Consider the following 21,404-nt stretch of genomic DNA (forward strand, 5'->3'; position numbering starts at 1 on the left):
AGATAAAACTCTTTCTCCCCTGCTCCCTTGATGACAAGTCTTTTACCGAACGAGGTATTATTGGTAGTGGTTCTACTGGAACACCTCAAGCGTTGAAGGAGTTTTCATCAGGATGTCAGGCTCCACAATCACCCTTCATTGCCGGAAAAGACTTGAAGCATCAGTTATGTTTGATTTAGGAGTGTCGTGGTGAAAAATAATTTTGGCAACATAACTAAGAATCATTCTTCATTTTTAATTTTTGGGCAACGCAGATTTAAGATTCTTGTTTTAGCTTGTTTGGGGTTAGTTTTCAGCTTTGGGGTTCACCTATTTCCGGCTAAATCCATACTTACGCCTATTGCCAACCAAACCCCGACAAAACAATCTCCCGCACCTCTTAATGCCCCAGAACTAGTACAGCAAGGTAAAACTTTTTACCAAGCAGGACAATTTACACAAGCGGCGCAAAGTTTTCAGCAGGCTGCACAGATATACGATTCCCAAAAAGATATTTTAAATCAAGCTTTGGTGTTAAATTATTTATCTTTAACTGAGCAAAAGCTTGGACAGTTACAACAAGCAACTAAAACAATTACTACTAGTCTGGAGTTATTAAATAATGCGGCACTGCATACAAATCAGTCAAAACATATTCTGGCTTTAGTGCATAATACCCAAGGTAGTTTACAACTTGCTTTAGGTGAGACGGAATCTGCTTTAGCATCGTGGCAAATAGCAACCAAAATATATGCTCAAATTGGTGAACAAGCTGGTTACACAGGTAGTTTAATTAACCAAGCTACAGCTTTACAATCTTTGGGTCGTTACCGCAGCACAATGAAAATATTCGAGCAGATTAAACAAAGTTGGCAAGCACAACCAGACTCACTCATCAAAGCTATTGGGTTGAGAAGTTTTGGTAATGCTTTACGTGCTAGTGGTGATTTAAAAGACTCGCAGCAAACCTTAGAGGAAAGTTTAGCAGTTGCTCAAAGATTGCGATCGCCTCAAGAAGAAAGTTCTACTTTGCTGAGTTTAGGTAATACATTTTTCTCTTTTGCCAATCGCAGTTTATTACAAGAAACTAATACACAAAAAGAAGACATTACACCTTTCACTTGTGGTTACGAAACTATTACCGATAAAGCCAAAAATTATTACACCAATGCTATTAATTTTTATCAACAAAGCATAGATAAATCTATGTCTCCGATGGCAAAGGTGCAAGCACAAATAAATCGTTTAAAAGTCTCGCTATATCTGCATCAACAGCCCACATCTGAAGAACTAAACTCTATTAAATCTACACTAAATACTCTGACACCTAGCCAAGCAACGGTTTATGCCAAAGTTAACTTTGTCAATAGTTTACAATGCTTGCATCAGGTAAATAAGGCAGAAGTGAAAATTGATGAAAGTGTCCAACTGCTGAATACAGCTATTCAACAAGCTCAAAATATCAAAGACCCAAGAGCCGAATCTTATGCCCTAGGTCATCTAGGCCAAGTATATGAACAAACTAAACAATTATCAATAGCTCGTAAATACACAGAATCAGCCTTAAATCTGTCTAAAATACTGAATGCCTCCGATATTGCTTATCAATGGCAATGGCAATTAGGAAGAATACTTTTTGCTCAGGGAAATTCCCAAGCTGCCATAGCTGCATATACAGAGGCTGTAACTAGTCTCAAATCTTTACGTGCTGACTTAGTAGCTCTTAATCCTGATATTCAATTTGATTTTCGAGATCAAGTAGAACCAGTATATCGACAATTAGTAGCTTTATTGTTGGAACCAGAAAAACCTAGTCTGGAAAATTTAAAACAAGCGCGGAGTGTAATTGAAACTTTACAGTTAGCGGAATTAGATAACTTTTTCCGTGATGCTTGCATTAAAGCTCAACCAACGCAAATTGATCAAATTGTCGATAGTGCTAATCCCGCCACAGCAGTAGTTTACCCAATTATTTTGCCAGATAGATTAGAAGTAATTGTTAAATTACCCCACCAAGAACAACTGAGTCATTATAGAGTTAATCAAACAAACACTGAAGTAGAAAGTATTTTAGACCAACTAAGAGTCAAACTAGAAACTAGATATACTTTTAGCGATCGCCAAGCTCTTTCTCAACAAGTATACAACTGGTTAATTCAACCTGCGGAAAAACTCTTAGAACAAAACCAGATAAAAACCTTAGTTTTTGTTCTGGATGGCTCTTTACGCAATATTCCAATGGCAGCCCTCTATGATGGCAAACACTATCTCATCGAAAAGTACAGTGTGAGTTTATCTCCTGGATTACAACTAATAGAAGCAAAATCACAAAAACAAAGATTTGAGGCCTTAGCAGGCGGATTAACAGAATCCCGTCTGGGTTACAGTCCTTTACCTAATGTCGCCACAGAATTGCAAGAAATTAAATCTGTAATTCCCACCAAACAATTCCTCAACCAAACTTTTACTAACACAATCATTGAAAAACAAGTCAGTTCTGATGCCTATCCTGTCGTACATTTAGCAACTCACGGTAAATTTAGTTCTCAATTAGAAGATACATTTATTCTGGCCTGGGATGGCAAGATTAATGCCAATCAACTGCGTGAGGTACTGCAAACTAGAGAAGATGCAGGAGGAAAGCCAACAATTGCATCACATCCCATCGAATTACTCGTTCTTAGTGCTTGTGAAACAGCTACTGGCGATAAACGCGCCGCTTTGGGATTAGCGGGAATTGCAGTCCGTTCAGGCGCTCGTAGTACTCTGGCTTCTTTATGGAAAGTAGACGATAAAACTACATCAATTTTGATGGGTGAATTCTATCGCCAGATAAAAAATCATCCCAATATCACTAAAGCAGAAGCTTTACGCCACGCTCAAGAGTTAATCTTGAAGCAGTATGAAGAACATCCATTTTATTGGGCCCCTTATGTTTTAGTCGGTAATTGGCTTTAAAAATGAACGGCAATTAAGGATGGCAACATGGTGTAATTCGTTGGGTTGCAATATGAGATAAATCAACAGATTTGAGTAAGTCTTGCCAGTCAGCAGCCAACCGGGGATCTTGAGGGTGCTTCCGGCGCAGTTCACCTAAAATAGAAATCGCATCTTGCCAAATGCCTGCTTGAGCGTACATAACTACAAGTTCTTCTGGCTTGCTAGTTTTCAAGCGACTCATGATTGCAGAATTTGGCTCGACTCTTTTGACTAAACCCTCAACAGAAAGATCATCAGTACGGCTTTGAGGTTTGCAATCAACTAAAAAATACCAATGATAATACTTGCCAATTTCTAAAGGTTTGGTAGTTGAAGGAAGCCGAACACTAATAATCCCTGGGGTTTCAGATATAGTAATAGGAATTGGTTCTTGAGTTACAGAGTTATTTTCTTCATCTAGTAAGACAAATTTGACAGAGTTAATTTCTTGAGGTTGATAAGGAAAATAAAACCAAAAAGTAGGAGATTCATTAACTGTTAATCCCAAGGAAATTTGGTTTGGAGAGGCATTTATGGGTTTTTCTTGTTTCTGATTGAGATTTTGTTGTCTCAAAGGGATTAATGCTGTTAGAGGGATATTCACATTCGGACAATCTCCACGCGTACCCGCACCTTGTCTGTCGTTGGGTGCGCCGCGATTTTCTGGTTCTTTTTCTAAAGTAGGCTGGATAAAACGTACTCTTGTATTATAAGATTGCTGAGATTGTGCAGGAAATGGGATAAAACTCACCCCTGCAAAAATAATTGCTAAGACTAGATTTATTGCTGGTAAATAACAATCGATTTTCATATTCAAATTTTTTTCTGCTATTTTTTCTGCTCAATTAATGATGTGTATGACATCACTATAAAAATAGTAATTACCAATGCCAACAAAGGAGATAAGAAGGGTATCCAACCTCCAGACATTAACAGACCAAAACAGCATCCAGATAAAATAATCACTGCGGCACTAGCTATGAGTGCTAGTTGCAATTTTAAGCCACGATATAAAGCTATCACACCACCAATCAAAGACCAACCCCAAATCCAAAAAGTCTCGACCCATAAAGGCCAAACCCACAATAAAGGACGATGATCTAAAACTGCACTGAGGATTTGGCTGATCATTTGTGCATGAAGTAATACTCCGGGAATTTCTTGATAAGGCATATTTCCCATACTGTAAGGGGTCAGAAATGTATCTCTGACACTTTCAGCACTCACGCCGATTAAGACAATGCGATCGCTGACTAAGTTAGGATCGAGTTTATGATTTAAAATCTCTGTGAGAGTTACTGTTTGGGCGATTTGCTTGGTAGAGCGATAGTTGAGTAGAATTTGATGACCGCGAGCGTCAAATTTTTGGTAACTCCCTGTAGGCTCGTCTATAGGTCGAAAAACTACCTTACCAGCTTGTAAATATCCTTCATGATTAATATCCAGGGAAATACCTTGTTTTGCTAAATATTGTTTGGCTAGCTGTACTCCTAAGGAGTAATTAGTTTTACAAGGGGATTGCAAATCTGGAGTTAATATTAGCAAATGACGACGGACAATAAAATCGCGATCGCGGACTACATCACTAAAACCTATACGTTGATTCGGAAGTTCTGGAGGCGGCGAGATACCATTTGTGCCACTTTCACTGACTTTACAAATGGCAAAAAAGTCTTGATTTTGTCGTAAACTCTTGGCTAACTCCTGATATTTAGCTTCTACGGGAAAATCACGATAGATATCTAAACCTATAGCTCTTGGCTTTGATTTTGCCAATATCTGCAATAATTGTGCTAACGCACGATCTGATAAAGACGATTTTTGCCTTTGTTGTTGAGCTTGGATGTCGGCTTCGGTAACTGTTACTACTAATATGCGCGGGTCTTTTCCTTCCTCAGGTCTTAGGCGCATCATCATATCAAAAGTTTTCAATTCCCATTCTTGGATGATGCCTTGCGCTCTCATTCCCCCAACGCAGCCAGTAGCTACTAAACTGGCTATAATCGCTGTTTTCAGACTTTGTTTGTTCAACCACGAAAAAGCAAATTTGCGCGTTTTACCAGATAATTGATTCCAAGTAGGTGGTTCTGCTGCGGGATTTTGATAAATAGTGGGTAGCCAAGAAGCACCAGGAAATTCATCTTCGAGACCTTGCAATCTTTCTCGTGCATATCTAACTGCTAAATAGAAAGATTGATTATCAGCAAACGCTGTTAGGAAATATTTTAAAAACGATTGGGCTATGACATCTGGCACATCTTCTCGCATCACAATAACTTGCGGAATATGCCATTTTACTAACTGATTTGCTAGACCTAAACCATCACAAGAATTGAAAATTGCTAGTTTTAATCCCCGGGTAATTGCATATTTCAACCCATTTTTTAATTCCGATATTTTTAAACTAGTAATTTGATTAATCTGAATATGACCTGTATCTCCATCACTTTGACTATGCCCAGCAAAAAAAAGAATATCCCAGCCATCTTTATGCCAAAGCCAACGGTCAAATTCTTGGCGTGAAGGTTCTACTAAAAATATGGTTTGTGCATTCGGTAACTGCTGAAGTAAGGCTCGGTCTTGCTCAATATCAATGCCTTCACTATTGCCTAAAATAGCTAATATTCTAACTTGATTTGAGTTATTTTTGATTAATGTTTTGATTTTTTCATATCTTGGCGTGCCGATAGATACTTCGGCTTTTTGGTAATCATCCAAAAAATTCCATAGATGCCAAGGAAGTTTTTGCAGTAGGCGATCGCTTGTTTCTATAATTATTTGGATTTCTTCAGTTAAAACTAATCTTGCGCGTAACTGTTGGTCTATTGGTCGAAATGAGTCACAGTTTAGCCAAGTATTGATTTGTTTATGTAATTGTTGGCAAACTTCTGTAAAATCAACTTCACTGACATTAGTTAGACCGCATTCTTCAATTTCTAATCCAGAACGTCTATTAATGCGATGATATAAAGATTGATAGATTAATTGAAATCGTTGATAAGTTTCTATAATTTGTGGTGCTGGTGGTAAACTAGCTGTAAATTGTACTGGGCGAGATTGATTAACTTCCCAAATCTGAGCAGTGACAGGAGAAAAACCGTCAGTTAAATTACCTTTTTCTAGGTTAATAATGACTAACTTAGACATGGCGGATTTCTCGATTTTGTGTGGCTTTTAGCATTATTAACTGTTTGCTAATCGTAAATCAACCAATTGGCTATGTAGGTAATTTAATAATTATGACATTGAGCCAATTATGGAGCGATCGCCGCCTGACAACCTGAAGGCAAATTCCGCAAATTATCAAGCGTTGCAGTCGGTACAGCAGCTATTAATGTCACCTCACCTTGCCGATTTATTACCCATCCCTGAGCTGGTACAATCTGCGTCGGCTCACTTAAACTTTGCACCACCGGTGGATGATGATTGTTTCTATTGTCTGTAGCTACAGCAGTTAATTCCCAATCTTCCCACACAGCATTAGCATTGAGAACTTCGTTCGGAGACGGCGGTAAACCCCCTCGTCCTGTGATAGTAAAACTACTCCCACCTCTGACTGCACAGAAGTTTTGACTAATCAGACTCGAAGCATCTACTCCCTCAATTGGTAATTCCACTAAGCCATTGTTGGGGTCAACATCAGGTGTATTGATTTGCACATTACCATTTAACTGCGAATTTGCACCTGTGGCTGTGATGTCACTTTCTGGTGTGAGTGCATTGCGAAATTGAATGCCAAATATACCTTGGGTGGTGATGTTCACATTACCACCACGAAAGTCTGTGGAATTAGCACTAATATCGCTATTTTCAGCTGCGGCTAAAACATCAGTGTTAATGTTGATGTTGCCCCCAATGACGTTTTCTCCGCGTGCGTTAGTTGTGATGTTACTGCCGCGAACTAATATCAAGTCTTTGGAGTTAATATTGATTGTTGCCTGTGGTCTATTAGGGTTGCTATTGACGCTGCGAGTATTGGCGTTGAAGGTGGCATGATTATCTAGACTGATAGAATGAGCGTCGATAGTTAAATTACCTGCATTGCCTGGACTCTGACTGTTCACAAATATGCCAGCACCATTATGAACCTGTAATTGACGAGTTTTAATTGTTAAATCTCCCGCATTTCCTGATGAATCTATATCAGATGAAGTAACTAGGCTACTGGGCAGCAGACCATCAGCCGAAGCACCAATCACTTGTATATTTTTAGAGGTAATAGACAAATTGCCCCCCTGCCCTTGACCCAATGTTGCTGCACTTATTTGTGCCCCATTCTGTACAAGCAAATTACGGGTATTAATGGTCAAGTCTCCTGCATCCCCCCTTGAATTTGGAAGAGATGAAGTAGATATGATGGTTCTAGAGAGATTATTAACAGAAGTACCAATGACTTGTAAATTTTCAGAAGTAATATAAACATTGCCTCCCTTACCCTGACCAAATGTCACTGCTCCTATTCGTGCGCCATTTTGGAGTAGCAAATCGTGGGTAATAATAGTCAAGTTTCCTGCATCTCCACTAAATTGTTCGTTAGACGAAGTAGATAATTCGCTGACATAGCGATTATTAGCCGACGTACCAATTACTTGCACACTCTCCGCAGAGATAGTCAAATTACCTCCCTTACCCTGACTACGTGTATCTGCATTTACCTTTGCTCCATTTTGTACTAGTAAATTACGAGTATTAATAATTAATTCTCCTGAATCTCCCGTTGCTATTCCTTCAGATGAAGTAAACAAGCCACTGGGAAACAGATTATTAGCGGTACCAAGAATTTGTACATTGTCAGCATTGACAGTCAAATTGCCTCCTTTGCCCTGACTAAATGTACCTGCACTTACTTGCGCTCCATCTTTTACCAGTAAATTACGGGTGTTAATGGTCAAGTTTCCTGCATCTCCCATTGAGTTGAGTTGAGTTGACACAAACAAGCCACTAGTAAACCGATAATCAAAAGTACTACCAAGAAGTTGCACATTGTCAGCATTGACAGTTAAATTGCCTCCCTTGCCCTGACCACGTGTACCTGCACTTACCTGTGCGCCATTCTGTACAAGTAAATTACGGGTGTTAATGGTCAAGTTTCCTGCATCTCCGCTTGAGTATGGAGCAGTTGAAGCAGATAAGCCACTAGGAGCTCGGCCATCAGCAGCAATACCAACAAGCTGCACATTGTCAGCATTGACAGTCAAATTACCTGCCTTACCCTGACCAAATGTAAGTGCAGTGACCTGTGCGCCATTCTTTATCAGTAAATTACGGGTGTTAATGGTTAAGTTTCCTGCATCTCCGCTGAGGTTTCCCTGCGAGGAAGTAGTGAAAGCACTACCAAATTGACCATCAGTAGAGCGTCCAATCACTTCTACATTGTCAGCGGTAACAGTTAAGTTACCCCCCTTACCTGGGCCAAACGAAAATGTACTAACGAATGCACCATTGCTTACTTGCAAATCACGAGTTTTAATGGTTAATTGACCTGCATTCCCTGTGGCTTGTGGGTAAACACTCGTACTCAAATAGCTGTAATCACCACTTATCTCTAACAACTCAGTAGCTGTTACTACTACAAAGCCTCCTGGTTTTGCCCCTAAAGTACTTGCCTCTATCTGTGAGCGATTGGTTAGTGTTACATTTTTGCCTACAACTTGTATGTCACCACCACCTTCACCACTAGCATCTATGGTTGACTGTTGAGATAGTTGAATTTTGCCGAAATTTTGCACTCCACCATAATCTAGGGCAAAACCTTTGTCTATCGCAGTCCAGCTAACTGAACCATTTCCTGCAACTGAGCCTAATTCAATTCTTCCGCCAGCAGTTTTCAATGTTGCGCCTTCTAAGTTAATTTCTCCACCAACTAATGCTAAAGTTCTGTTGGGTTGTACCCGTAACGCTTCTTGTGTATCGAAAATCGAAGGATTAAAGTCTCTTGCTCCCTGACCATTTCCTTGGACTTGAATCAACCTTGGATTCACCCCAAATTGCAAACTGATAGGTAAACTAATAGTTAATAAAGGTTTAGATTCAAGACTCGTCGCACTGAATTCAAAATTATCGGCAAATTTAATTGCATTGGCTGTGGTTGCTAGAAATGAGCCACCAACATTTAATCGCGCATTTTCTCCAAAGATGATGCCGTTGGGATTAAGTAGAAATAAGTTGGCTGTGCCGTTGGCGCTAATTAAGCCATTAATACGAGAAATAGAGTTACCTGTGATGCGTGTGAAGATGTTTTGAATATTGCCTGCATTGTTGAAGAATGCACTTGTGTTATTGGGAATAGAGAATTCTTGAAAGCTGTGGAATAGATTTGTGTTGCGTGTGGTTCCACCTTCGATGATGTTGGTTGTGCCTTCTAATCTGACTTGGGAGTTATTTGGCAGAGTGCTGTCTGGTGTGATTTGTGCAATTACTTCATGGGGAGCCAGGATTATACTGCAAGCAAGTGCTATTTTTAGACCTTGTAACCAGGAAAAATATATAGTTTCTGCCGACACTTTTCCCCCCTGGTTAGTAGTTAACTGCTTCTCATACAGGTATTTATTAAAGCATATATAGCGTTTCTCAATCTAGTGAGGTACGTTTTTAAAGCTACTTGTTTTGATATAAAAGGTTAGTGTGTACTTCAGTAGCCTGGGAAACGCTATAAATTATTTAATTTAAATATTTCTTCCTCTTGTAAATCTGGATTTTAATTATTTAAATCTGGATTTGAATTATTTTACTACAAAATATTAAATTTATAATTTTTATTATATCTAGAAATAAGACAGCATAGAGTTTAGTAAAAATACAATAAAATTTTATAATTTATCCTCCTCTTTATGGATTGGCAAAAACTGATGATTAAATAATGAAAAAAGAAACCATAAAAGTAGTCAATATATATGTTGTAAGAACAAAAATCAGGTTTTTGACGTTAAATAATTTATCTGAGATGGAAGAGTATGTAGAATTTGTGCTACTGAATCTTATCATGTTTGGTTAATCAGTGATAATTGCATATATCTGAGCAGAAAGAAAAAATTATTCCTGCTTCTTGCCACTTGTGGCTTTGATGATAAGTCTTTTAGTCGACAGGCAGCATCCAATAGTGAAACTTAAAACAAGTTTTAATAGATGCCAGAAAAATCAACTTATGCACAAATAGTATTAAAGTAAAAAAGAGCATAAGTTCAAAACACTCGCATCTATATATTTAATAGAGCGAGAGAAAATTTAGTAAATATCTGGAGATTTTATGTTATATGGGTGGAACATCAAGGTACTGGAGAATTCTGCGAATTAACTTGGCTGATAAAATTGGATATAAACAATATGTAGTAGCACAGGCACAGGATTTTTTGCAACGACGGGTTGAGTATTACCAGAATGCAGATATTCAAGCAGCATTGTTATCTGATTTTTATGCTAATCAATCTAGGATTGATGAGATAAATCGTGCTAAGGCAGGACTATGTTTGAGATGTTATGTATCTGACTCAATTGTCAAAGCCTGCCAAAAAATAGACAATCTTTTTGGTGGCGACAAGTCTTTTAGCTATCACGATTTACTACCATTTGTGTTAAACGATGATGGCGAGACTTTGGTGATTTTGGATAGCGATCGCAGCCATCAACTTATCGTAGATGAGAAAGGTAAAGTCCAACCCACAGCTTATAAATTTTTTACAGTGGAAGTTTTGCGGAAATATCAGCCCAATGTGCAAACTAGCATGAGTCTAGATAACTGGGCATATTTGCAAACCAAACAAAATCCCGAATTGAAGGATTTTTTATCAGAATTTGGCTTTCAGCTTTTGAGTGATTGGGCATTATTAAATCGCGCTAGACCAAAGCAAATTGAATCTTTATCAGGACGAGATCGCTATTTAGTTGAAGTTTTTCATGCGGTCTATCGTCGAGACCGACGAAAGTCTAAACAAGTCCAAGTGAAACGATGTCCAGACCCCTCTCATGCTCAACTACAAGAAATGCTCACTCTCTTGCAACAGCGCGGAGTTATCATCACTACACAAGAGAAGTTAAAACGAGAAATCGAACAAGTAGCCAAGCAATTAAGACAGTATGACATTTGGACTCACAGAGAACCTCTAGAATATCAAGATCAAGAGACAGGTAATTATACATTAAGAGCAGATATACCGACTGATTACTTCAATGAAATAGACGTGGAAAGACTAGAAATTACCGAGTTTTTGTATGAGCAACTCAGTGTAGTGTTAACTGAGTCTATCGAACAAGAAATTCAAAATAATATTCAAAGGTTAGAAAATAGCAAAAGATACGCACCTTTATCAGCAAAGTACATTCCTGGGCTACAACTATATTATTGCCAGTGTAAATCTCTCAAAGAAATTTTTCCGCTTTTAGAAATGACAAGCTGGGATCAAGCCAGACGAATATTAAATCCAGGAGAGTTGTTAAATAAAGTACGTACTCAAACAGTACAAAAACTTCTAGAAAGTATCTTAAATCTGGCTCACGAAAAAGGCTTAACTAAAATGCCTCCTGAACCAGACTATTTGAAAGCTTTAGCAGAACAAATCGAAAAGTTCGCTGATGAAGAGGTTTTCCAAGAAGCCGGAGAAGAAATCCGCGCCGGTAAAAGTCGTGCTTTGGAGAGTTTATATGCTCAAAAAATTCGCAGTTTTTTGGCAGAAACAACAGTATTAAGTCAAACCTACAGTAAGTAATATTAGTAATTTATCTGTCACCAAATAGAAATAATCTCATTTATAATTAGGAACCAACAATGATTAATACAGTAACTAGCGATCGCAGCTTAAGGCTTTTGTTTCCCGAAGTCGTTTTACTAGAAGCAGAAGATTTTGATTGGGCAAAAAATATTAGCAGTCATATCAGCCACGAACCTCAACAATGGCAAAATTATTTAGATGCGTTGGCTTTAATTGGCTGTGAAAGATGGTTTCAAGAACATCTACGAAAACAAGCAATTTATAAAAAATTTATTGGCAATACTGCTTATCTAAACGTAGATAATTTTAAATTTTGTATATTAGCTACTGAACACTTATTGGATGAAGTAGTCAATATACCTCAAGATGTAGTTTTGCAATCAGAATTAGCAGCACATTTTTACCTCATTATTGAAGTATTAGAAGAACAAGAAGAAATAATTTTTAGAGGTTCTATTAGTTACAATCAACTTTTAGATTTTATCAAAAATATTCCGGCTAATACTCCACGAGAGAACTTGTATCAAATACCATTATCAAAATTGGATGCAGAACCGAATCACTTATTATTCTACTGTTTATACTCTGATCCCGCTGCGATACCTTTACCTGTCGTTTCAGTCCTGACTCAACAGCAAAACCTGGAAAAAAAGATAAATTTGAGCCAATGGCTAGAGCATATATTTGATGAGGCTTGGGAGGCTATTGAAACAATCATCGAACCAGATGTAAGTTTGGCATTTAGTCTGAGAAATGTAGACAAAATGATTAGAAGAGGTAAATTAATTGACATAGAATTACAATTAGGAAGCAAAAATCTCGCTCTATTAGTAAATATTAGCAAGGATTCTGAAGATAAATTACGTGTTTTAATTCAGTTACATCCAACAGGTAAGCAAAAATTTTTACCTCCCAATATTAAACTCAGTTTATTATCAGAAGTCGGGACACTACTTTATGAAGTATCAGCCAGGAACCAAGATAACTACATCCAACTTAAACCTTTTAAAGGAGAACAAGGTAAATACTTTAGTATTGAAGTGAGTATAGATAACATCAAGATTAAAGAAGATTTCCAGCTTTAATTTAGTTGATAAATCTCCCTCTATGACTATAAAATAGTCACCACTTTATGCTCTTTTTTTGGTGACAGTATTGCCTCCAGAAACAATATCATTTTGTTCTACCTTTTAATCCTATTGGTACACACATAGGAGTTCCAACCACTGGGTCAGGAATTACACGGCACTCTAATCCAAAAACATCTAATACCATCTCTTCAGTCATTACCTGATTAGGGTCGCCAGCCGTATAGATTTTACCTTTTTTGACAGCAACTAAATAATCTGCGTAACGACAGGCTTGATTTAAATCATGCAGCACCATAACAATAGTTCTTCCTTGATGCTGATTCAATTCATATAACAAATCTAAAACTTCTATCTGATGGGACAAATCTAAGAAAGTCGTCGGTTCATCTAATAATAAAATATCTGTATCTTGTGCTAGTGCCATTGCTATCCAAGCACGTTGTCTTTGTCCACCAGATAAGGTATCTAATCCTCTATCTGCTAACTCTAATAAATCTGTAGTTAAGAGTGCTTGTTTGACAATTCTTTCATCTTTTCCTGACCACTGCTGTAACCAATTTTGATAAGGGTAACGTCCTTGTGCTACTAAATCTCTGACGGTTAACCCTTCTGGTGCAACAGGACTTTGAGGTAAAATTCCTAACTGTTGGGCGACTTCTTTTGTCGCCAGATTAAAAATAGATTGCCCATCAAGATATACTGTACCGCCATAGGGTTTAAGCAGCCTAGCTAACCCTCGTAATAGGGTTGATTTACCGCAACCATTTGCACCAACTAAAGCACTCACCTTTCCGGCTGGTATTGCCAAATTCAAACTATGGATAATTGACACACCATCGTAAGCTAAAGACAAGTTTTTTGTTGATAGACCTTTCATATTTAGTACCATTGGTAATTTGGGAATTCGTTTTTATTGCCGGAAATTGCTGCGAATTTATAGAAGCTTTGGCAGTGATTTGTATGTTATTTTTTGCGGTTATAAATTAACAAATAAAGAAAATAAGGCGCGCCGACAGCAGCAGTCACCACACCGCAGGGAATTTCGATAGGTGCAAACAAAGTTCTGCCGAGAAAGTCTGCTAATACCACTAACATTCCTCCTAGTAATGCAGCAGTCGGAATTAACCCCTCATGATTTGTACCGACTAACTGTCTTCCTAAATGAGGTGCAATTAATCCCACAAACCCAATCATTCCTGCGGTGGCTACTCCTGCGCCTGCTAAGGATACACCCACTAGTATCAGTAAACCGCGTTGCCATTCCACATTAGTACCTAAACCTTTGGCGACTTCATCTCCTAAATTCAAAGCGTTGAGATGTCTGCTTAATATCAATGCCATCGGGATAAAAACAATTAACCAAGGTAAGAAAGAAAAGACTTGTTCCCAAGTGCGTCCGTAGACGCTACCTGCTAACCACACAAGGGCATCACTAACAGTGTCAATTTCGCCAAAGGTAATTAATAAGCTGGTAAAGGCACTGGCGATCGCAGATAATCCCACACCAATTAAAATCAATAAAACCGGAGAACTACCATTATTCCAGGCTAAGAAGTAAATCAAACCAGCCATCAATAAAGCACCAGCAAAAGCCGATAAAGGCAAAATATAAATGGGTGCTGCGGGAAACAGCACAATCACTGTCACAGCCGCTAAACTGGCCCCAGCATTAATGCCTATAATCCCAGGATCGGCTAAGGGATTGCGTGTGATGCCTTGAAAGATAGTCCCAGAAACGGCTAGTGCTACTCCTACCATGAAGGCAACAAGAGTACGCGGTAGACGCAGGTTGTACATGACAAAACCATGAGCCGGATTGCCTGTATCTATACCTAATACAGTTTTGACAATATCTAGAGGAGAAATGGGATATTCACCCCGTCCTAAATTCATGACCATCGCCACCAAAACTGCCACTGTCAGAGATATCAGTATTGGTGGTACACGTCGGTCGATGCGAAAAGATATTCGTTGAGAACGAATGACAAGCCAATCCAACTTCATTTTTTCACCTTTGATTTAGCCAGGTAGACAAAAAAAGGAGAGCCAATCAGTGCTGTCATGACTCCCACAGGTAATTCCTGCGGTTTGAGTAATATCCGCGCAGCCACATCTGCAACTAATAAAAGAGTTGCACCGACTACCGCCGAGTAAGGCAAAATCCAACGGTAATCAGCTTTAATAAAAAATCTCACCATGTGGGGAACAACTAAACCAATAAAGCCAATCGGCCCAGCCAGAGATACTGAACTGCCTGCGAGTAACACAACACTAATCGCTGTGAGAATTTTGACCCAAGCTGTCTGCTGTCCTAAACCTTTAGCCACCTCATCACCCAGACTCATAGTTGTAATTTGCCTACCGAGGGCAAAAGCTAATATCAAGCCAATGACAACAAAAGGCAAAGTTGAAAATAAGATGTTGAAATCCCTTCCTGCCAAGGAACCTGCTAACCAAAATCGAATTTCATCTAATGTTCGTTGACTGAGTATGAGAATCGCGGTGATGAATGAAGAAATCAAAGCTGTGATGGCCGCACCTGCAATGGTGAGATTTAAAGGTGTAGCCCCTCCTCGCCCCAAGGAACCAAGCAAATAGACTAACATAGCCGTTGTGCCTGCACCTAAAAAGGCCACAACGGTGAACATGCTCAAAGAAGAACTGCCAAAAATAAAAATTGTCACCACTACAGCCAGTGCTGCACCTGATTCAATGCCTAAAATTCCTGGGTCTGCCAAGGGGTTGCGCGTCAAACCTTGCATTAACGCTCCAGCCACGGCTAAAGCTGCACCTACAACCACAGCAAAAAGCGATCGCGGCAATCTCACCGTCTGAATTACTAAATGTTCATACGACCCATCAAAGGTAATAAATGATGCCAAAACTTTGGAGAACGGGATTGCTGCTGCACCTAAGGTGACACTATATACTAAGCAAGTAAAAAGAATCAGTATGCCCAAAATCAGACCTGCTAATGGCGATATTTTGGGGATATGCCAATTTTTCGGTGATGCGATGCTTGCTTTTGCCATGATCTTTGAATTAATTGAACAATAGACCTGCCTGAAAAATAGGGGCTAGGATATAGAGGCTAGAGAAGCTAGATTTTCATTGTTTCCTGGTGAATGCCGTTCATGGATTGCAAGGGGTAGGGAACATGTAATCAGAAAAACTTGGGGCTGTTCTCTATTGCCAACTTCTGCAAGAAGTCTAAATAGTTACTTAGGTAAGCGAATTTTGCGGGGATATTTGCCAGTTATACCTCTTAATTGAGAATTTTTATATAGTGATTTAGTATTGCCACAAGGTCTATTGTGATTAAATTTGGCTTTTTAGCTGAGTGTGAGCGATAAGTTTCGAGATTATACTTTATACTTATTGGTATATTTTTGCAACTATAGCTGTATTTGTTGCCTAAAAATAAGCAATTATTGTCAAATAGCTATAAAAATTAATTAGGTATTTGCAGTTTAGTTAATTCTGGTAGGCTTCGGAACAGAGAGCATTCTGCGCCCCTGCTAAGTCTCAACTATAAAGTTAGCTTGCCAGAGCGGTAATGTTTTAGTCCCTAACAGTCCAAAATTAAGTCAGAATAATAGTAGGCAATCATAGAGGGTGCTACTATGGATCGTCTAATACAAATTGTTCGGAACTTCTTTATTCGTTTTGAAGCTGTTTTTTCCTTTTTATTCAAAGGTTTTTTGAGCTTTATCGGCAATATATTTGGCTTTTTTGCCAAACTGTTTGGTTACACTGGCTCAGATTATTATTTAGAATCTGGTGTGGCACAAAATGTCAAGCAAACGTCTCCAGAACAACCAAAGCAAATTAATCAGAGTACAACAGTGGAAACTCCCACAGCTATACGTCGTCGCTCTAAATCGAAAGTTGACGACTACTACCTGAATATGGCTCGTGATGTGCAGAAGCGGTAAACACATCAACTAATTAAGTGTGTGGGAAAATTTTACAATTAACGCATCACAACCCAATCAAGGAGCAGAGTTAGTATGTAAGTAACCTTATATTACTACTCTATCCTTGAAAGTTTCGGATGCTGTACATGATGCGCTAATATTGGGGAGGATCTTGAACAAGCAGTAAGGTTGCGTCTTCGTACTTACTTGCACGGGACTCGTCAGTTTGATACTTATCAAACCGATGTACTGTACAAATAATTTTTAGACTTTAACAATGGTAGAACGCCCAATTAAAAAATCAGAACGTCAGTCCCAAGCAAGTACTGACAATAACTCAGATTCTCAACCAGCTAGTGAATCTAATTCTAAACGAGAAAAATCGCGTGGCGATCGCTCATCTGGTAAAAGAAGAAAAGAATCTTTTAAAGAAGAATCTAAACCACCTGTTAATCCTGCATTAGCGCGCCCCCCAAAACCTGCTAAACCTCCAGTTATCAAAGCAGAGCCGCAAGCAGAAACAGATTCAGAACCCATAGGTGAACCAACCTCAGAAGACTCTCAAGAATCATAATCACAAATTTGTACTTCCAGGTTTATTAATCAAATTTTTCCCCATCAAGTCAAGAACTAAAATTTTTTGACTTGATGATTTCTTACATTAAAACTGTATTTATTCGCTTGATTGATGTCGAGCTAAACTGTCAACAATCTCCACAATATTTTTGACATTGAGCATCAATCGCCACAATAAATATATAAAGCTTATAAAAAACTAATAAATAATATTTATTACTTATCAAAAATTTTAACTGCCTTAAATGTCTTAACTGTCCTTGCATTTTTGTTGTGACATTGAGAGCATCTTAATATGTGTAAGCAAATAGTCATTTAAATTACACCATATTCATGGTCATAAAAGTAAGCAGAAAACTTTCTACCCTACGGTCTCAATTTACTTTCTTATATCATTAAGCTTATCCATAATCAGCTAAAAACTATTTACCAAATAATTTTAAGAATTAAGATGTAGTTCTTAAAATTACACAACAATATTGTGATCGATCAAAGAGTTTTCTAGGCAATGAATTATCAAATGGTGAATTTACTAATTATTCTGGGTGAAGTTATATTTTTAATATTTATTTTTGGTTTATTTGACTGGCTAATTGGTATTATCTTCAAGCAGATAACTAAAGCATCTTGGCTGCAAAGAAAAACAGACAATATTAGCTTCTTGCGCCAGAGTATTAGGAGAATTTTATTTTTGATTTGTATCCTGCTGTGCCTAGCACTAGTTGGTGTGAATGGAATGGTGGTATACCGGGGTGGAAACATTCAAGAATTTCAGATGGGTTTGATTAATAGTCTGCCTAAACAGTTTTGGAGCAATCTTTTAGCAGCAGCCTTAAAAACTTTGAGTTTACTAATCTTAGTTAAAATTAGTATTCCGCCGCTAAAACGAGGTATAGACTGGGTTTGTAACTACGCGAAAAAAGTCGATCAAATCAAAGCTAATGATGAGAGTGTCGAAGCTTTTTTTCAAGTTTTAAAAAGAATTATTGTTCATACTATTTGGCTATCTACTACTATTATATGCGCTAATTTTCTTTACTTGCCAGAAGTGGTTTCTAAATATCTTTTTGTTGCTTTAAAGATATACATAACTATTTCCTTAGGTTTACTCATTGTTAAGGCTGTTGCTACTATTGTCGATACAATTGATGCCCTAAGTCTTAAGTTTTCTAATTCTAATAATCTCCTGCGCCTGTATGAACATTTGCGCCACTTAATTCCACTATTCAAAAAATGTTTAGAATACGTCTTATATGTAGGTATCGTTAATTTAGTTATTCCCGAGATAGAGCCTATTGCTTGGCTGAGTGGATATACTCCAATAATTGTGCAGATTATTGGAGTATTTTTCCTCAGTAATGTTTTGGTAGAAGTAGCCTATTATATTCTTGATGAATTCTACTTAAAAACCACAGATTCTAATGAAATTCAAAGACAAAAGCGTCTGACTTTAATTCCTTTAATGCGGAGTTTTGCTAAGTATTTCGTTTATTTTACGGCAGGAGTAACTGTACTGAAGCTCATTGGTATTGATCCCGCACCTATTTTAGCAGGTGCAGGAATTGTGGGTATAGCAGTTGGTTTAGGAGCGCAAAACTTAATTAATGATGTGGTTTGTGGGTTTTTAATTTTGTTTGAAAATTATTACTTAGTCGGTGATTATATTGAAGTTGGCAAAGTAGAAGAGAGGAGTGTTGAGGGTGTTGTAGAAGCAATTGAACTGCGAACTACTCACATTCGTCATCCTGATGGACAACTACAAATTATTCGGAATGGAGATATTGGTTCAATTATCAATTTCTCAAAGCAATATATATATGCCAGAGTAGAAGTTAGCGTTGCTTATAACGCTAATTTAGATCATGTATATAGAGTAGTTGAAAAGGTTGGTCAAAAATTAAAAATAGAGGAACAAGATGTTTTAGAACCTACGCGAGTAGCAGGATTAGAACATTTTGGAGAGAATAATTTATTACTATTAACATTGACAAAAGTTAAGCCAGGAAAACATCTGCATATTCAACGCGTTCTTCGCAGAATATTGAAGGATACTTTTAACCAAGAAGAAATTGAAATTTGTGGTTTTTCTAAAAATTAATTTTCTAGTTTACCAGGGTTGAGATAATTATTCTGCTTCTGGCTCAACTACGATAAACTCATTAGCAATCAACGACACTACAACATCCGCAGAATCTACATCCTCTACTTGAATCAGCCAACGCTGACTTGCTTGAATATCGGAACGCGACTCTCGACCACGAACTACGCCATATTTTCCAGCGACATAAGACGGAGTTAAAATTAATACCCTATCTCCTACTTGAATACGTTCTGAGTTTTGCAAAAATACTCCTAAAACTATTGGCTGTGTTAAGGATGAAGCTTGCTGCTGCACCTATGATTTTAAACAAAAATGTGCCAATTAATAATCTTTCCTTAACTTATTTGCGATATGGCTGACTATCCCGACCATAACCACACTCATACCACTTCACGTTAAGTTTTGCGTATCGAATTACCGTAATCAGCCAGTCACAATCACAATCTGACCACTAGGTTGTAGCTAGCGGCGGGTGAACGGAAACGTTATGTCTACTCAATTTTTGGGAATCATTGCTTTTAAGTGTAGTTTTCCCAGAGTAGGATTTATAGGTCATGAAAGTTGCTGAGATTATTGGCACATTGGGTATCTGGTGGAAGCACAAGTGGAGATTAGCTATCAAGCCTACCTTGTTATGTTTGTTTGTTATCACGCTTGGCCTTACCTTGGTAAACAGTGGCTGTAGTCTTGAACAAAACCAATCTCTCAAATCGCTGCGAGTGGGAATTACAAGCTGGGCGGGGTTTGATATTGCCCGCTATGCCCAACCTTCGGGAATCTTTAAACAGCGAGGGCTAGAAGTTGAGTTGGTGCGATTTGAGAACCAGCAAGATTCCAGTCGGGCTGTACTCCGAGGCGGATTAGATGCGGCATTTGTTTCTTTCTGGGATGTAATGCAAGTTGATCCTGGCAATGACAAACCTGTGGTATTAATGACAACTAATATCTCTGCGGGAGCCGACGGAATTGTTGCCCGTCCAGAAATTAAATCTGTCGAAGACTTACGTGGTAAAAAAGTCGGGGCAAAGCTCGGAACTGTCAACCATTTAATTTTGCTGGAAGCCTTGAAAGCCCATCAAATCAAGCCTGCTGAAGTTCAAATTCGAGATTTATCCAATGATGTAGCAGCCGAGAAAATCAAAACAGGTGAAATTGATGCTGCTGTGCTGTGGGAACCAATGCTAGGAGAAACTGCCAAGAGTTATCACAGGATGGAAGTTATGAGCCAGCCATCTAAAAATCACTTATCCCACCAATTACTGATAGGTTTTGGCATTTCTCTAGCAACGGTTGGCTTAACTACATTGGGATTAAACTACTTCTTGATTCAATCAAAATTAGAGCTGGAACTAGAACAACGCGCTCAATCAATTACCCAGGGAGTTGGGTTTTCTACAGAAGGATTAATCGAACTGGGAAATACAAGTATTATCCAGAGAGTGGTACAAAACTACGCCACACTACCAACAGTTATAGAAGTTGCGATTGTCAGTCCAAATGGACAAACCCTAGCTAGGAGTGGAGCAGAATTACAAAACACACCTTATGCTTCCATTTACCCAGACCTAGCTCATGTCCTCAAACAGTCTTCCCAAACAGGTTTAGAAGGAAGTTTTAGAATTACGATCGCAGGTAAGCCTGCATTAGTGGATATTTTGCCTTTTAGCAGTACACTGTTTGCTCAGTCAAACCGACGTGGGTTAGCGATCGCTATTCTAGATGTTCAAGAACTACAACAGCAAGCTTGGCAAACTCTCTCTACTTCTACTATCATCCTACTCCTGGGGATGTCTGCAATTCTTATGCTGATGACAGCCATGATTCAGCGATATGTCTTAAATCCTATCCAACGTTTAAATAAAGCCGTTACCGATAGTCACAGCATTGACCATTTTGTTATGCCCCACAGTATTCTCTCCAGGGTAAGAGTTACCAAAGGAGGATGGAAATAATGCCTAGGTGTACCTTTGGGTAGTTTAGTCAAGTCTATGAAATATTTATTAATATAGATATACCCAGTGTCAAAAGTCAAAAATTCTCGTTTTTAGATGCTGGA

14 protein-coding genes are annotated in these 21,404 nt (G+C 38.3%); 7 read left to right on the forward strand and 7 right to left on the reverse strand.

The window, feature by feature from the left end; translation table 11 throughout:
• The first annotated feature begins 189 nt into the window (after positions 1–189).
• On the forward strand, positions 190–2,937 hold the full coding sequence (locus H6G69_RS16695) for a CHAT domain-containing protein (RefSeq protein WP_313951211.1): 2,748 nt from the start codon (positions 190–192) through the stop codon (positions 2,935–2,937).
• Positions 2,938–2,950: 13 nt separating this feature from the next.
• On the opposite strand, the gene H6G69_RS16700 is transcribed toward H6G69_RS16695, so the two are convergent.
• The 3 genes from H6G69_RS16700 to H6G69_RS16710 all read right to left on the reverse strand — a co-directional run bounded on the left by H6G69_RS16700 (position 2,951) and on the right by H6G69_RS16710 (position 9,461).
• Positions 2,951–3,769, reverse strand: coding sequence for a DUF928 domain-containing protein (locus tag H6G69_RS16700; RefSeq protein ID WP_190689305.1), 819 nt, complete (start codon positions 3,767–3,769; stop codon positions 2,951–2,953).
• Between the two features lie 17 nt (positions 3,770–3,786).
• On the reverse strand, positions 3,787–6,105 hold the full coding sequence (locus tag H6G69_RS16705) for a CHASE2 domain-containing protein (protein ID WP_190689308.1): 2,319 nt from the start codon (positions 6,103–6,105) through the stop codon (positions 3,787–3,789).
• 107 nt (positions 6,106–6,212) lie between these two features.
• Positions 6,213–9,461 (reverse strand): filamentous hemagglutinin N-terminal domain-containing protein, encoded by a 3,249-nt coding sequence (locus H6G69_RS16710; protein WP_190689310.1) that lies wholly within the window; start codon positions 9,459–9,461, stop codon positions 6,213–6,215.
• 750 nt (positions 9,462–10,211) lie between these two features.
• Here H6G69_RS16710 and H6G69_RS16715 point away from each other — a divergent pair.
• Both H6G69_RS16715 and H6G69_RS16720 read left to right on the forward strand, forming a co-directional pair.
• Entirely contained in the window at positions 10,212–11,660 is a 1,449-nt protein-coding gene (locus H6G69_RS16715) for a hypothetical protein (protein WP_190689313.1), read from the forward strand.
• Positions 11,661–11,719: 59 nt separating this feature from the next.
• Positions 11,720–12,748, forward strand: a complete 1,029-nt coding sequence (locus H6G69_RS16720) for a DUF1822 family protein (protein ID WP_190689316.1) — start codon at positions 11,720–11,722, stop codon at positions 12,746–12,748.
• A gap of 88 nt (positions 12,749–12,836) precedes the next feature.
• Here the strand turns inward: H6G69_RS16720 and H6G69_RS16725 are convergent, their stop codons facing one another.
• The 3 genes from H6G69_RS16725 to H6G69_RS16735 form a co-directional block, all read right to left on the reverse strand.
• On the reverse strand, positions 12,837–13,631 hold the full coding sequence (locus H6G69_RS16725; RefSeq protein ID WP_190689319.1) for an ABC transporter ATP-binding protein: 795 nt from the start codon (positions 13,629–13,631) through the stop codon (positions 12,837–12,839).
• Positions 13,632–13,717: 86 nt separating this feature from the next.
• Positions 13,718–14,758 carry an iron ABC transporter permease gene (locus tag H6G69_RS16730; RefSeq protein WP_190689321.1) on the reverse strand — a complete coding sequence of 347 codons (1,041 nt, stop codon included), beginning with the start codon at positions 14,756–14,758 and terminating at the stop codon, positions 13,718–13,720.
• Positions 14,755–15,786 (reverse strand): iron ABC transporter permease, encoded by a 1,032-nt coding sequence (locus H6G69_RS16735; RefSeq protein WP_190689324.1) that lies wholly within the window; start codon positions 15,784–15,786, stop codon positions 14,755–14,757. Before H6G69_RS16735 ends, H6G69_RS16730 begins: the two co-directional genes overlap by 4 nt.
• Before the next feature lie 591 nt (positions 15,787–16,377).
• Between H6G69_RS16735 and H6G69_RS16740 the strand changes: the two genes are divergently transcribed.
• From H6G69_RS16740 to H6G69_RS16750, 3 genes are all read left to right on the forward strand, one after another.
• Positions 16,378–16,689, forward strand: coding sequence for a threonine dehydratase (locus tag H6G69_RS16740; RefSeq protein ID WP_190689327.1), 312 nt, complete (start codon positions 16,378–16,380; stop codon positions 16,687–16,689).
• A gap of 259 nt (positions 16,690–16,948) precedes the next feature.
• Complete coding sequence (locus H6G69_RS16745; RefSeq protein WP_190689330.1) at positions 16,949–17,245, forward strand: hypothetical protein; 297 nt, start codon at positions 16,949–16,951, stop codon at positions 17,243–17,245.
• 525 nt (positions 17,246–17,770) lie between these two features.
• Positions 17,771–19,345 carry a mechanosensitive ion channel family protein gene (locus tag H6G69_RS16750; RefSeq protein WP_190689362.1) on the forward strand — a complete coding sequence of 525 codons (1,575 nt, stop codon included), beginning with the start codon at positions 17,771–17,773 and terminating at the stop codon, positions 19,343–19,345.
• 27 nt (positions 19,346–19,372) lie between these two features.
• Here the strand turns inward: H6G69_RS16750 and H6G69_RS16755 are convergent, their stop codons facing one another.
• Positions 19,373–19,642 (reverse strand): hypothetical protein, encoded by a 270-nt coding sequence (locus H6G69_RS16755; protein WP_313951217.1) that lies wholly within the window; start codon positions 19,640–19,642, stop codon positions 19,373–19,375.
• A 260-nt stretch (positions 19,643–19,902) separates the two neighbouring features.
• On the opposite strand from H6G69_RS16755, the gene H6G69_RS16760 reads away from it, so the two are divergent.
• Complete coding sequence (locus H6G69_RS16760) at positions 19,903–21,300, forward strand: ABC transporter substrate-binding protein (protein ID WP_190689332.1); 1,398 nt, start codon at positions 19,903–19,905, stop codon at positions 21,298–21,300.
• Positions 21,301–21,404 lie beyond the last annotated feature (104 nt).

This window comes from Nostoc sp. FACHB-110 (assembly GCF_014697425.1).
Taxonomy (GTDB): Bacteria; Cyanobacteriota; Cyanobacteriia; order Cyanobacteriales; family Nostocaceae; genus Nostoc_B.

Bases quoted from the DNA above. Each gene is read 5' to 3' on its own strand.
- H6G69_RS16700 (WP_190689305.1), bottom strand. From the start codon at position 3,769: ATGAAAATCGATTGTTATTTACCAGCAATAAATCTAGTCTTAGCAATT.
- H6G69_RS16705 (WP_190689308.1), bottom strand. From the start codon at position 6,105: ATGTCTAAGTTAGTCATTATTAACCTAGAAAAAGGTAATTTAACTGAC.
- H6G69_RS16725 (WP_190689319.1), bottom strand. From the start codon at position 13,631: ATGAAAGGTCTATCAACAAAAAACTTGTCTTTAGCTTACGATGGTGTG.
- H6G69_RS16745 (WP_190689330.1), top strand. From the start codon at position 16,949: ATGGTAGAACGCCCAATTAAAAAATCAGAACGTCAGTCCCAAGCAAGT.
- H6G69_RS16740 (WP_190689327.1), top strand. From the start codon at position 16,378: ATGGATCGTCTAATACAAATTGTTCGGAACTTCTTTATTCGTTTTGAA.
- H6G69_RS16715 (WP_190689313.1), top strand. From the start codon at position 10,212: ATGGGTGGAACATCAAGGTACTGGAGAATTCTGCGAATTAACTTGGCT.
- H6G69_RS16760 (WP_190689332.1), top strand. From the start codon at position 19,903: ATGAAAGTTGCTGAGATTATTGGCACATTGGGTATCTGGTGGAAGCAC.
- H6G69_RS16730 (WP_190689321.1), bottom strand. From the start codon at position 14,758: ATGAAGTTGGATTGGCTTGTCATTCGTTCTCAACGAATATCTTTTCGC.
- H6G69_RS16735 (WP_190689324.1), bottom strand. From the start codon at position 15,786: ATGGCAAAAGCAAGCATCGCATCACCGAAAAATTGGCATATCCCCAAA.
- H6G69_RS16720 (WP_190689316.1), top strand. From the start codon at position 11,720: ATGATTAATACAGTAACTAGCGATCGCAGCTTAAGGCTTTTGTTTCCC.